The sequence below is a fragment of the Clostridium zhoujianii genome (assembly GCF_051590805.1).
Taxonomy (GTDB): Bacteria; Bacillota; Clostridia; order Clostridiales; family Clostridiaceae; genus Clostridium.
This window is the reverse complement of sequence record NZ_JBPUTF010000001.1, coordinates 1562938-1577371: the sequence shown is the minus strand read 5'-3', so window position 1 is coordinate 1577371 and position 14434 is coordinate 1562938. Positions and strand designations below refer to the sequence as shown.

Genomic DNA, 14434 nt, shown 5'->3' with positions numbered 1-14434 from the left:
AGTAACTATAAGGTTTATAATTACCTTAAAGGAAGGAGGTAATTATGAAGTCAATTGATTTATTAAAAGATGATATTAAAAAGTTATATCTGCATTATCTATTTCCAACTTTAGGTGCATCATTAGTAACAAGTGTTTATGTATTATTTGATACTATTTTTGTAGGACAAGGACTTGGGGGAGATGGATTAGCAGCTCTAAATATAAATATTCCTATATTTTCCTTTGTTTTTGGAATTGGGCTACTTATAGGTGTTGGTGGTTCTACACTAATGTCAATGGCTAAAGGAGAAGGAAATAATAAAAAGGGTAACGCTATATTTAGTTTATCTATGGTACTTGCAGTAACACTTGCTATAATATTTACTGTTATAGGTGTGGTCTTTGAGGAAAAGATAGCCTATCTTTTAGGAGCTACATCTGAAAATATAGACATGGTTAGAGAATATACTTATTGGATAGTTAGAGGATCAGGATTCTTTCTTATTGGTAACAGTTTGCAAGGATTTTTAAGGTGTGATAAAGCACCTAAATTAGCAATGATAGCAGTGGGAGTTGGTGCAGTTACTAACATTATCTTAGATTATCTATTTATTTTCCCACTAAACATGGGAATGGCAGGTGCAGCTTTGGCTACAGTTACTGCCCAGGTATTATCCGTAATTGTACTTTTAACACACTTCATCTCAAAGAAAAATAATCTGAAATTTGCTTGGATGAAGATAAGGTTTAAAAACATATTGAATATTGTAAAATGTGGACTACCAAGTTTTTGTATTGAATTATCGGTAGGAATAGTAATATTATTATTCAATTTAAAATTACAAGATATTAGTGGATTAGTTGCTGTATCAGTATATGGGGTGATTTCAAATATCGCTATAGTTGTATCAGCACTATTTAACGGAATCGGACAAACTATACAGCCAATAGTAAGTTATAATGTTGGAGCAAATAACTATGATAGGGCAAAAATAGCTAGAAAAATTGGAATTATAACTGCACTAATAATAGGAATAGGGGCATGGATAATTTCAATAACAGCACCTAGTTTATTAATTAACATTTTTACAAAAGCTACAGATGATATGATTAGTATTGGTAGTGAAGGTTTGAGGATATATTCATTTACATTTATTATTGCTGGAGTAAATATGGTAAATGGTGCATACTATCAGGCTATGGGATTAGCTAAGGAGTCCCTTACAATTGGATTAGGTAGAGGTCTTATTTTTATTATTATATTATTATATCCACTATCTTCTATATTGGGAGTAAGAGGTATTTGGCTTACAGTACCTATGACAGAGCTACTAACCCTTGTTATTATTTATTTAATAATAAAACCTAGAATAGAAAGAATAAAAATATAATTTTTCAATCTTATTATGAATTGACTTTTAGAAGGTATAATTATATTATGAAAGTTGGATAAATCATATAAGTAACCAAGGAGGTAAGTATGGCTAGGGGTAGAAGACCAGTAGGACTGTTTAAATATGATAACATAGAAAAAAGAGATAAGAATTTTATGTATCTTAATCTTAAGAGTAGTAATTGCTATAACTGTAATTTTAGTGGCTCAAATTTTGATTTTGTAAGTTTTAGAGGGGCTCATTTTAAAAAGTGTAGCTTTCAACAATGTACATTTAATGGTGCAGAATTTATAGGATCTAATTTAAAAGAAAGTAAGTTTAAAGGTGCACAATTTGAGAACACAATATTTGAGGGGGTTAATTTAGATGGTGTTAACTTCCAAGAGGCAGAATTTAAAAATACAATATTTGTAGGTACTGATGTAGAAAAGGCTAAAAACTTAGACCATGGTGATCCAGGTATTAGAATCTTTGATGAGATGCCAGAGCTTGAAATAAGTGATAATTTAAAAAAAGCTGTAGAAGACATAATGGAAAATCAATTTGTTAAAAAGTCTAGAGTATTTGATACTAAAGAAGGTAATATCAGTCCAATTACAATAATGTTATTACTTGAAAATTTCCATGAGGAATCATTAATAAAAAGATTAGAAATAATTAAAGATCAAATAGATAGAGATTTTCATACATTAAGTTATGTAATAAGATTTTTAGAAAAGGCTCAATAAGTGAAATACTAGCTAAATTAGCTAGTATTTTTTTATTACTCAAATATACTTTTGGTTTACTATAGAAGTTAAAACTTTAGAACTATGTTAATTAAAATAAATATTAGTAGAATGCTATAAAAAATTTACATTTATGGTAATATAATGATATGAGTATTAATGTAGGGGGAATGTTTATGAAATTGAATTTTAAAAAGGTTATATCTGCAATTGTAACATTTGTAGTTATTCTAACTTTCGTACCAGATATAACTGTAAGTGCAATTGCAACTGGGGTCCCTGGTAAAGCAACATTACAGCATAACCAATATGGAGAAGATATTGACGGGAACTATGATATTGAAGTAAATATGTGGTATGGAAATAATGGGACTAGTTATACTATCTACGAAAGGTTTGGAGGAGTAGGAGACTTTATTCCAATAGAATCAAAATCATTAAGTGATGGAACTCCAAATGTACAGAATTTTATTATTAATATTAGAGGAAGAGAAAAGAAGGGAACCTACTATTACTATGTAGAGTTAAAAAACTCCTATGGTAGCACAAATACGGATCTTATTTCTGTAAGAGTAGGTGGTGGAGAGACAAGCGATATATCAATTGATAAGGTTGATGATGAGAATTTAGCATATCAATTTACAGTAGAAAAAGGGGTTTCAGAGTATAAAATAAGTAATTCAAAGACAAATAGTAAAAATTTTAGTGTTATATCAAGTAATACATCAGCAGTAAAGGCTACTATAATCAATGGAAATATTTTGAGAGTGGAGGGGACGAATGCAGGAAGAAGTGGACTGAAAATAGTAGATGAAACTAATGGATATATTAGGCAGATTGGAGTAAGGGTAAAAAAAGCTGATGGTTCATTACCTGGATTACCTGAATACGTTTCACTTGGGCAAGTATCAGAGGATACAAAAACAGATTTGGATTTTTGGAAAGATACAGATGTAGATGATACTAATAAAAGGTGCGATATTAGATATATTTATATAAATGGTGGTCCTCTTGCTGGGTGGAGGAGTTGGACGTCTGATGATGGAGGAAGAGCTAAGAAATATATTACTGAGAGCTTAAAGCTTGGAATGATTCCTTACTTTGTATTCTATAATATACCAGACTCAGCAGAGGATTATGGTCGTGATTTAAAACATGTTAATGACAAAACATATATGGATGCATACTACAAGGATTTAAAATTCTTTTTAGATATTTGTAATGAATATTTGGTGGATGAGACCTTTGGCATAATACTTGAGCCTGACTTTATAGGATATATGATGCAGCAATCAGGTAAGAAAACAACAGAAATAGAAGCTGTTGGCGTGGAATCAGCATATACATCTGGTATTCTTCAAAAAGGAAAAGATCCAGAGTTTCCAAATACAATTGAAGGGATTGTAAAGTCTATAAATTATATTATTAATAAAAATACTACTAAAGCTAATTATGGATGGCAGTTTAACACCTGGGGTTATACAGAAGTTGGAGTTCCATCTCAAGGCTTAATGCATGCAACTGAGACTATGGGATGGGATAAAGGCAGAGAATTTATTAAGAGAGCTGCAAAGGCCACTGCAGAATATTATATGGAAGCAGGAATTCTGTCTTATGGAGCGGATTTTATTTCTATAGATAAATATGGCTTTGATGGTGCCTATGAAAAAAATGCAGCTCAAGATCCTAAAGGATCCTGTTGGTTTTGGGGGCCTGACTTATGGAATAACTATTTATTGTATACAAAGACATTACATGAAACTACTAACATGCCAGTTACATTATGGCAGTTACCAGTAGGACATATTAATACATCACAGGAAAGGAGTCCTTATGGTAGTGGATTATTTAAGGATTTGACCAACGTTCCAAAGAATTATGAGGATTCAGCACCTTCATATTTCTTTGGTGATAGCTTTAAACCAGGAGCAGGAAATAGATTTAATTATTTTTCAAGCAATGAAGCAAAAGATACAAAGGTTACAGTTAATGGAGATACTGTAATCTATGGTAGTCATATTAAAGAAGCAATGGATGCAGGGGTAACTACTATGTTATTTGGAGCTGGAGTTGGAGATAGTACTGATTCAGTAGGTAGTCCTCCAGAGGATAGTTATTGGTGGATTACAAAAGCTCAAAGATATTATAAGAATCCAGTATTAATAGTAAATGGTGGAAATGAAACTATGAAAGAAGATGTTAATTGTGATGGAAAAGTTGATTTAAAAGATCTAGCAGAAATAACACAAAGATATAATATTACAAATAAAGATTCTAATTGGGATAACAAATGTGATATCAATAAAGATTTAATAATTGATATTTATGATATTGTTTTAATAAGTAAAAAAATATAATTAAATATTTTAAGAAGGTAAGGTAAGTATGTATACTTGCCTTATCTTTTTTTGTTAGTAGGGCAGTAATGGTAATTAATTAAGGTAGTCCTGAATATACATCTATCATAATAGTAGGTTTAATATCTAGTTATTACACAACTGTTAGTAATTAGCAAGAAATGGAGGTACTTAATTTGAAGATAGATATTGTTTCAGGTTTTCTTGGTGCTGGGAAAACAACACTAATTAAGAAGTTAATAAGTGAGGTTTCGAAAGAAGATAAAATTGCAATAATTGAAAATGAATTTGGAGAAGTCTCTATAGATGGAGATTTATTAAAGGATGCAAATATTGATATTAAGGAGATTTCATCTGGCTGTATATGTTGCTCAATAGCTGGGGATTTTAAGCAGTCAATAAAGGACATAATTAAAGGTTATCATCCAACAAGATTAATAATAGAGCCCTCAGGAGTAGCAAAGGTAACAGAAGTTATAGAGTCTTGTCGAGAGGTTGGTAAAACTTATAATGCTTCAATAAATTATATATTTACAGTAGTTGATATTATTAATTTTGACATGTATGTAAATAATTTTGGTGAGTTTTATAAAGACCAAATAAGCAATGCTAAAACAATAGTTCTTACAAGGGTTCAGGATATAGATAGCAAGTTAGTGGAAAAAGCTACTCAGAAAATAAGAGAGAATAATAAATATGCTACTATTATTGCAGTTCCTTTAAATATGATGGATGGCTCTGATATTGTAAAAATAGCAGAGGGAGATTTTATAAAAACTATAGAAAAAAGATTGTCTATGGTTGAAAAATCATCTATAAGTAAAAGAATGGTAAACACTACAAAACATAACGCTCATAACATATTTGATACTTTAGGAATTGAAACGACAAAGTTATATTCTGAATTAGCTTTAAAGAGAATATTTGAAAGAATAAAAGAAACTGACGAGTTTGGAAATATATTAAGAGGCAAGGGTTTAGTAAAGACAGAATCTGGTGGATGGGTAGAATTTCATTACACACCTGGACAGTTTAATATCAAATCTACAAATAATAAAGGATTAGGGAAAATAGCTATAATTGGTGAGAAGTTAGATAAAAGTAAGTTAAAATATTTATTTAACTAGACATTTATAGATGGGGAAGATTATGAAGATTAAGGTTAATATATTCTTGGGAATGTTAGGTTCAGGGAAAACTACAGTGATAAACTCATTGATAAATAGTGATAAACATAAGGATGAAAATATTCTAATTATACAGGATGAATCTGGTAGGAATGAGATAGATTTTTCTAAGAGAAATAAAGATGTAATAGTTTTAAAAACTAAAACAAATGAAGGGATTAATGCTGAAGTTCTTAAAGGAATTATTAAAACATATTATCCAACTAGGATTCTCATAGAATGCAACTCTATGAAGGGAACTGAAGCTGTAATAAAAATCTTTAATGATAAATCAATTAAAAATAAATGTATTTTAGAAAAGGTTGTATGTACAGTTGATGGAAAGACAGCAAATATGTATATGATGAATATGGGAGATATTATTAGTGAACCTATTCTTTATAGTGATATATTAATACTTAACAATACAGAAAATATGAATAAAAAGGCTATTTCAGATATTAAGAAAAATATAAAACAGATTAATGAGGTAGCTAGTTTTGTAAACTGTAACGGAATTGAGGATATTAAGAAATTAATTTCAGTTGGAAAGATTGATATAACATGTCAGAGTAAAATATCTAAGTATCTAAATAATTCGGTTATTGGTATTTTAATTATTATTTTAGGATTACTATTAGCTATAACATTAAAGAGTTTTAATGCAGATAAATTATCTGTTGATATGTCTATGCTACTAAGTTTTAATTCTATATTTATTGGAATTATTATAGAAAGTATTCCATTTATACTTCTTGGATCTTTTGTTTCATCAATTATTCAAATATTTATATCAGAAGAAAACATATTAAGGTTTTTCCCAAAAAATAGATTATTATCCTGTGTGATGGCATCCCTTTTAGGAGTACTCTTTCCTGTTTGTGATTGTGGAACTATTCCATTGGCTCGTGGTTTTGCAAAAAAAGGTATGAATTTTTCAGGAGTTATAAGCTTTATGCTAGCAGCTCCAATTGTAAATCCAATAGCTATAATGTCAACTATATATGCATTTCCAAAGATGAAAGCTATTGTAATTTATCGTGTATTAATAGGTATGATTATATCAATAGTAGCGGGACTAATTATGGGGAGAAAACCAGCCAAAGAAGTATTGGTAGAAAATATGCTAAGCTGTGACTGTGGTCTCTGTAATGGTGGGTATGATCAAGAAGGAAGTTTAATAAGCAAAATTAGAATGGTATTTATTTACGCTGGTGAGGAATTTTTCAAAGTTGGAAAATATATGATTATAGGGGGCCTAATGGCAACTACAATGCAAATTTTTATATCTAAGACAAGCTTTAGTAGTTTATCAGGAAGTCCTATAGGGTCTGTATTAACTATGATAGCTTTTTCATTTATATTTTCAGTATGTTCTACATCTGATGCTTTTGTAGCTAAAGGATTTGTTAGTCAATTCTCATTAAATTCAGTTCTAGGGTTTTTAGTGCTAGGACCGATGATAAATATAAAAAACACAATGATGCTTTTAGGGAGTTTCAAAACGAACTTCATACTTAAGCTGTTTTCTATTGTGATTCTAATAGCATCTATTATATTGGTAAATATTAGAATTTAGGGTGGGGGAAGGTATGAAGAGGATAAATATAGATATTGTTATAAAGATAATAATTTTATTAGGATTTTCTTGTTTCTTTTATTCAATTGTTCTAAGTGGAAAAATAACAGATTTAGTGCATCCTAGGGTTATACCTTATATTATTATAGCTACTTGTGGAATGGGTTTTATTATTATCTCTTTAATTCCATTTATTTTTAAAGCTAGTAAAGTTAGAAGGAAGAAATCGAAGTATGTAATTTTCATTATTCCATTAATTATTGCCACTACTTTTGTAATTAAGGATTTTAAAAAAGAATCAATAGAGTATAAGAAAACTGAAATAGGTAAAAAGTTTATAGAAGATGAGGACAGTAATTTGAATAACGAGAAGACAAACTTTAAAGATAGAATTATAGTAAGCGATAGGAATTTTATAAATTTTGTTGAAGAAAGCTTGAAAAAATATGATGAGTATAAAAATAAGGAAATAGAAATAATTGGATTTATACATAAGGAAGATTCTTATGATAATAAGGAATTTCAAATTACTAGATTTATGATGACATGTTGCACATCAGATATGACTAAAATAGGCATTAAAAGTAGTAGTGTACATGAATATGAAGAAGGACTTTGGGTAAAGGTGATTGGTAAAATTTACAAAAAGAAGAATGGTTTAGAGGAGGAAATAATATTAAAAGCTGAATCAATTGAAATAGTAGAGCCACCAAGCAATCAATATGTATATCCATTTTAGTAAATAGAAAAAAAGATTAAGTTTATTATATACTAATTGACTTAGTCTTTTCTTGATATAAAAGCATTAGTAAAGCGATAGAAAAAAATAAAAATTTACATTTATTACATATATTGACTTTTGGATTTAAAAGTATAGTATTTATTATGTATATATTATTTTTATGTACAAATTAAAAAGGGGGGGATTAAATGAAAAAAATTCTAAGAGCTATTTTACCAATGTTACTATGTACAAGTTTAATAGTGCCATCAGGTATTAGCTCAAAAGTAAATGCAGTAACAAATGATACGACAAAACGGATTGTAAGCTATTTTCCAAATTGGGCCTATTATGATGAAATAATGGGTAATTGTAAGGTGGAAAATATTGCATGGGACAAGGTTACTCACATTAACCATGGTTTTTGGGAAATTTCAAAGGATTATAAAATTCAGACAACAGATGCCTGGGCAGACTTCCAGGATACAGAAAAAATGACTCATGGAGATAAAGCAGACTGGGAGAAGTATCCAGGTACTGGTATAGGTGGCAATCTTTTAGCTGGGCATTTTGGAGAGTACAGATATTACAAAAAATTATATCCTAATGTTAAAATTTTAATTTCTGTAGGTGGTTGGACTAGAAGTGAAATGTTTCATGAAGTTGCAAAGGATACCAAGAAGGTGGATACATTAGCCCAAAGTATGGTTGATACATTGAAAAAGTATCCATTCATTGATGGTATTGATATTGATTGGGAGTACCCAGGAATAACAAGGGCTCCAGAGACCTTTGAAGGATCAACTGATAGAGGTGCAGTTGGAGGACCAGAAGATAAGGAAAACTTTACAAGATTATTAAAGATGGTTAGAGAAAAGTTTGATGCAAGTAATATGAAAGATAAAATGTTAACTGTTGCGGTGTCAGCTGGAGAAGAGAAAATTAATCTAACAGAGCCAGATAAGTATCAACAATATGTTGATTATATTGGAGTTATGACATATGACTTTGCAGGAACATGGGATAATGTAACTGGTAATCTTGCAGGTTTATATGGCAATCCAGCAGACACTACAAGACCTAAATTTAATATGGATGATGCTATGAAGATATATAGAGATAAGTATAAAGTTCCTGCAAATAAATTATTAGCTGGAACACCTTTATACTCAAGAGGTTGGGGCGGAGTTGAACCAGGACCAAATGGTGATGGATTATATCAAAAAGCAACTGGCGGATTTAAAGGTGAACCACAATACGGAGGCTCAACTGAAGGTGGAGGACAATATGAATGGTGGGGCATTAAGAATTATTTAGAGAAGGCTGGTAGTGGATGGACTAAGTATAGGGATCCAATAGCAAGAACTCCTTACCTTTATAATGCATCTAAAAAGCAATTTATTACCTATGAAGATGAAACTTCTTTGAAAGAGAGATGTAACTATATTAATAATAATAACTATGGTGGGTTAATTGTATGGGATGCAAGTGGAGATGATTTCAAAAATGGAGCTCCAATGCATACAATTATGAATAATGGCTTAATTAAGGGGCAGAAATTCCCAGAGGAAGAATTTGAAAAAGAAGATGTTAATCGTGACAGAGTTATTGATATACGTGATATTGCTTTAATAGGAGATAAATATAATACATTAAAAGGTGAAACTAATTATGTTGCAGCTTGTGATGTTAATTCTGATAGTATAGTAGATATATATGATATCGTAGCAGTTTCAAGGAAGTTAGTTCCTGAAGTGCCAAAACCAGATCCTGAACCAAAGCCAGATCCTAATGATACTTTTGAACTAGGGAAGATATATGTAGGTGGAGACACTGTGATTTATAAAGGAGTTAAATATAGAGCAAAGTGGTGGACTCAAAATGTAACACCAGACACTATAGATAGTGCTTGGGAAAAAGTAGCATAATATTACTTTAGGAAGGTTGTACTATAGATTACAACCTTCCTACATATAAATAGGGGGGGAAAATGTCTAATAGATTAAAAAAAATTATATCAACTTTAACAGTATGTTTTTTATTATTATCATTCTTGCCAGCAAGAGTTGCAGAGGCAGCACCACAATTAAAGGATAGACTTATGGTTGGATACTGGCACAATTTCGATAATAATAGCAAGGTATTAAAATTAAGGGAAGTAAATGAGAATTGGGATGTTATAAATGTATCCTTTGGAGAGACAGATGCTACAAAGGATAAAGCAACAATTATATTTAAACCTGAGATACAATCAGAAGCAGAGTTTATAAGTGATGTGAAATATCTACAAAGTAAAGGGAAAAAAGTGGTTTTATCAATAGGTGGTATGTATGGAGTTGTAGAACTTAGTGATACAGCTGCTAAAACAAGATTTGTAAAGTCGGTAAGCGATCTTATTGATAGGTATGGCTTTGATGGACTTGATATTGACTTAGAGCATGCAATGAAAACATCAGATGATTATAAAAATCCAAAGGTTGCTCAAAATGTTAATTTAATTGCTGCATGTAAAGAATTACATGCAAAATATGGTGATAATTTTATTTTATCTATGTCACCTGAAACTGATTATGTACAAGGACGTTTAATGTCAGGTAGTGGCGGTTATCTTCCACTTATATATGGTGTAAAGGATATACTAACATATATAAGCGTACAATTATACAATTCAGGTGGTATGAATGGAAGCGATGGAAGACCTTATACACAAGGAACTCCTGATTTTGTAGTTGCAATGACTGAAATGCTTTTGAATGGATTTGAAGTTGGCTGGGGTACTGGCAATATGTTCCCAGCTTTGAGAGAGGATCAAGTTATTATAGGACTTCCAGCATGTCCGGAGGCAGCACCAGTTGGTGGATATGTATCAAATGATGATCTAAATAAAGCTATTTTAGCTTTAGCAACTGGTAAATCATATGGTGATACCTATAAAATGCAAAATACAGCTGGATATTCAGGACTTAGAGGAGTTATGTCTTGGTCTGCAAACTGGGATGCAGCAAAGAACTTTAATTTCTCTAATAATGCTAGAAAAACATTAGATAGCTTAAAAGTAATTGAAAATACATTACAAAAAGGATCATTATCATCTAGTGCAGTAGTAAATGGAAGTTTTACTTTAACAGCAAATATTCCAGCTAAAAATACTGCTAGTAGTTATGAAATATTTGAAGGCACAACATCATTACAAAAAGGAAATCTAACAGTTGGTAGTTCATCTATTCAAAGTAAAATTGTAACTATAAATAATAAGAAAGATGGAACCTACGATTATACTGTAGTTGTAAAAGATTCTTCAGGAAAGTCATTAACCTCTGAAAACTATCAATTGAAAATTTCAGGAGGTAGTGGTTCAGGAGGTGGAGTGATTAATCCACCAGATCCAGGTAAAGTAATACCAGATACTATAAATGATGCTGAATCCATAGGTAATAAAAAGCTTATGGTTGGATATTGGCATAACTTTGATAATGGAACAGGTTTTATTAAATTAAAGAATGTTAATAGAACTTGGGATGTTTACAACGTATCATTTGGGGAAGCTCCTAAGGATTTTTGTACAGTTGAGTTTGTACCAGAGTACGATGAAAATGAATTTATAGGAGATATTAAGACATTACACAAAGAAGGTAAAAGAGTAGTACTATCATTAGGTGGGCAAAATGGAGTTATACATTTAGACAATGACGAAAAAACAGATAAATTTATTAAATCATGTATTAATATAATAGATAAGTATGGTTTTGATGGGCTTGATGTAGATGTTGAAGAAGGAATAAGCTTAAATGGGGATACTGTTGATAAACCGGTTTCGCCAAGAATAGTAAACCTAATAAAGGCAATTAAACAAATTAAGGCTCATTATGGTTCAAACTTTATTATTAGTGCTGCACCAGAAGTTCCTTATGTACAACAAGGATATTCAACATTCGGAGGAATAAATGGAGCTTATTTACCAATTATTAATGGTATAAGAGATGAATTATCATATCTTCATGTTCAATATTATAATAATGGTATACCGGCAGCTCCAGATGGATCTCAATATGGTGCAAACTACGCTAGGGGAACAGCAGATTCACTAGTAGCAATGACAGATATGCTAATTAATGGCTTTGATTTAGGTTATGGAACAGCTGGAAGGTTTAAGGGGTTAAGACCGGATCAAGTTATGTTTGGTTTACCGGGAAGCCCTGGAAATACTGCTGCTCCAAGTGGTGGTTATGTAGAGCCAAGTGAAATTATTAAGGCTTGTGAATATATTATATATGGAGAGGCTAAAAGTTATGGAGGAAAAGCGAAGTTAAGTAATCCTGCTGGGTACTCCGGATTTAGAGGTGTAATGGCTTGGTCAGTGAATTGGGATACCAAATATAATAATACCTTCTCAACAACAGTAGGTAATTACATTCATAAATTTAAAGAAGATGATATATTAAAACCTGCAAAGTTAAGTGTAAGCAGTATAGTTGATAAGTCTTATACAGTTACAGCTACAATACCTTCGGGAAACACTGCAACTAGTTATAAGTTTTATGAAGGAACTACACTTATAAAAACAGGAACTTTAAAAGCTGGTGATGTTGAAAAAACAATATCATTTGATTTTAAAGGTAAGCAAAAGGGGACATACGATTATAGTATTGAACTTACAGATGGAAAAGATTCTGTTATAACAAAAAGATCTGTAGAGGTAACTGAACAAGTAGTAGTCCCAGGAGCACCAGATGTAAATGGTGATGGTAAGGTAGCATTAGATGATGTAGCTTTAGTAGCATCTAAGTACAATACGGTTTATGGTCAAGCTAATTATGATGCTAAATGTGATATGAATGGTGACGGAGTAATTGATATATATGATATTGTAATAGTATCATCAAAGATTGATCCAGAAAAACCAAATCCATTTCCTAATGATACATGGGTACAAGGAAAGCAATATTATAAGGGCGATATAGTTATATACCATGGAGAAAAGTATTTATGTGAAAAATGGGATACTAATAGTGAGGCTCCAGATAATCAATGGGGACCTTGGAAAAAGGTAAACTAGTTAATAAATATAATAAAATAAAAAGCTCATTCAATATAAGATTTGGATGAGCTTTTTATTAAAATGAATTAAGAATAAAGAAGATTAAAATAAGTTATTATATAAGAAAAGAGGATATAATATTAGAGTAGTAGATAATTTAATAAAGCCATAGATATAGGAATAATTAGACAATATATCGAATTTAATGGGAGAGATAAATTGGAAGATAGAGATAGAATACTATTAAATTAAAAATATAGTTCTGAGTATTAATACTGAAAAAGAAGGATAAAGGAGTAATATTATGAATGTTTCTATAATTGGTGCAGGTAATATTGGTACATATTTAGCAACATATATTTCAATGAAAAAGGATTGTAAAGTTTGGTTACATACATCAAAACCAGAAAATTTTAAAAGTGAATTACTTTTAGTAGAAGAGGAAAAAAACTTAAAACATAAAGTAAAATTACATTCAATAACATCTGACTATAAAGAGGCAGTGGAGGAAGCTGATTATATATTAATAACATATCCTTCCTTCATGATTGAGAAAACATTGAAAATTATAGGCAAATATGTGAAAAAAGGTACCGTAATAGGTGTTATTCCTGGCTTTGGTGGTAAAGAATATTTAATAGATGAATTATTAGAGAAGGGATGTATATTTTTTGGCACACAAAGGGTACCATCAATAATAAGATTAGAAACATATGGTGAATCTGTATTACTTAAGCAAAAAAATGAATTTATGAAGGTAAGGGTAATTCCCGGTGAATATTCAGGTAAGGTATGTGAAATATTGACTAGCTTTATTGATATACCCTGTATTCCATTAAGTAACTATTTGCCTATAACATTATCTCCATCTAATCCAACAATGCACCCATCTAGATTATATGAACTATTTAATGATTATATAGAAGGCGAAAAGGTATATAGTAGAAATCCATATTTTTATGAGGAGTGGAGTACCTTAGCATCGAAAACATTATTAGATTTAGATGAGGAGTTAGCTTTAATATTTAATTCATTAAATGAAGATAATGATTTTGATGAAGAGGATATAGAGAAAATTAAAAAAAGATATAAAATAGAAAAACCTGAGGAACTTTCATGTAAGATAAATAAAGCACCAGGATTCCAAGGAATTGATTCACCAATGGTAAAAATTGAAGGGGGATATATTCCAGATAAGAATTCTAGATATTTCGTTGAAGATATACAATTTGGGCTTTGTATTATAAAAGCTTTTGGAGAGCTTTGTGATGTTGATACACCAACAGTTGATAAGGTAATTACTTGGGGACAGAAATTAGTTGGAAAAGAGTATATGATTAATGGAAAATTAGTAGGAAAAGATAAAGGAGAGTTATTAATTCCACAGGCTAAGGGAATTAAAACAAAGGAAGAATTAATAAACTATTATAAAAAATTATAAAAAGATACTAGGGAAACCTAGTATCTTT

The 14434-nt window shown here is 30.6% G+C and carries 9 protein-coding genes; all 9 read left to right on the top strand.

Features of this window, described 5'->3' with window-relative positions:
* Positions 1 to 44: 44 nt before the first annotated feature.
* The 9 genes from ACSYT2_RS07400 to ACSYT2_RS07360 all read left to right on the top strand — a co-directional run bounded on the left by ACSYT2_RS07400 (position 45) and on the right by ACSYT2_RS07360 (position 14406).
* Positions 45 to 1373 (top strand): MATE family efflux transporter, encoded by a 1329-nt coding sequence (locus tag ACSYT2_RS07400; protein ID WP_430856545.1) that lies wholly within the window; start codon positions 45 to 47, stop codon positions 1371 to 1373.
* An 89-nt stretch (positions 1374 to 1462) separates the two neighbouring features.
* Positions 1463 to 2104 (top strand): pentapeptide repeat-containing protein, encoded by a 642-nt coding sequence (locus tag ACSYT2_RS07395; RefSeq protein ID WP_430856544.1) that lies wholly within the window; start codon positions 1463 to 1465, stop codon positions 2102 to 2104.
* A gap of 176 nt (positions 2105 to 2280) precedes the next feature.
* Positions 2281 to 4461: a dockerin type I domain-containing protein gene (locus ACSYT2_RS07390; RefSeq protein ID WP_438384367.1), complete on the top strand. Its 2181-nt coding sequence runs from the start codon at positions 2281 to 2283 to the stop codon at positions 4459 to 4461.
* A gap of 176 nt (positions 4462 to 4637) precedes the next feature.
* A complete protein-coding gene (locus ACSYT2_RS07385; protein ID WP_438384364.1) occupies positions 4638 to 5588 on the top strand; it encodes a CobW family GTP-binding protein in 951 nt (316 codons plus the stop codon).
* Positions 5589 to 5610: 22 nt separating this feature from the next.
* Positions 5611 to 7206 carry a permease gene (locus ACSYT2_RS07380; RefSeq protein ID WP_438384363.1) on the top strand — a complete coding sequence of 532 codons (1596 nt, stop codon included), beginning with the start codon at positions 5611 to 5613 and terminating at the stop codon, positions 7204 to 7206.
* 13 nt (positions 7207 to 7219) lie between these two features.
* Positions 7220 to 7945 carry a TIGR03943 family putative permease subunit gene (locus tag ACSYT2_RS07375; protein ID WP_438384362.1) on the top strand — a complete coding sequence of 242 codons (726 nt, stop codon included), beginning with the start codon at positions 7220 to 7222 and terminating at the stop codon, positions 7943 to 7945.
* A gap of 191 nt (positions 7946 to 8136) precedes the next feature.
* Positions 8137 to 9855, top strand: a complete 1719-nt coding sequence (locus tag ACSYT2_RS07370; protein WP_438384360.1) for a glycosyl hydrolase family 18 protein — start codon at positions 8137 to 8139, stop codon at positions 9853 to 9855.
* Positions 9856 to 9917: 62 nt separating this feature from the next.
* Positions 9918 to 12983, top strand: a complete 3066-nt coding sequence (locus tag ACSYT2_RS07365) for a glycosyl hydrolase family 18 protein (protein ID WP_438384359.1) — start codon at positions 9918 to 9920, stop codon at positions 12981 to 12983.
* A gap of 286 nt (positions 12984 to 13269) precedes the next feature.
* A complete protein-coding gene (locus tag ACSYT2_RS07360; RefSeq protein WP_438384357.1) occupies positions 13270 to 14406 on the top strand; it encodes an NAD/NADP octopine/nopaline dehydrogenase family protein in 1137 nt (378 codons plus the stop codon).
* The last annotated feature ends 28 nt before the right edge of the window (positions 14407 to 14434 follow it).

Coding starts and splice junctions, on each gene's coding strand:
- ACSYT2_RS07380 (WP_438384363.1), top strand. CDS start 5,611: ATGAAGATTAAGGTTAATATATTCTTGGGAATGTTAGGTTCAGGGAAA.
- ACSYT2_RS07390 (WP_438384367.1), top strand. CDS start 2,281: ATGAAATTGAATTTTAAAAAGGTTATATCTGCAATTGTAACATTTGTA.
- ACSYT2_RS07370 (WP_438384360.1), top strand. CDS start 8,137: ATGAAAAAAATTCTAAGAGCTATTTTACCAATGTTACTATGTACAAGT.
- ACSYT2_RS07400 (WP_430856545.1), top strand. CDS start 45: ATGAAGTCAATTGATTTATTAAAAGATGATATTAAAAAGTTATATCTG.
- ACSYT2_RS07360 (WP_438384357.1), top strand. CDS start 13,270: ATGAATGTTTCTATAATTGGTGCAGGTAATATTGGTACATATTTAGCA.
- ACSYT2_RS07375 (WP_438384362.1), top strand. CDS start 7,220: ATGAAGAGGATAAATATAGATATTGTTATAAAGATAATAATTTTATTA.
- ACSYT2_RS07395 (WP_430856544.1), top strand. CDS start 1,463: ATGGCTAGGGGTAGAAGACCAGTAGGACTGTTTAAATATGATAACATA.
- ACSYT2_RS07365 (WP_438384359.1), top strand. CDS start 9,918: ATGTCTAATAGATTAAAAAAAATTATATCAACTTTAACAGTATGTTTT.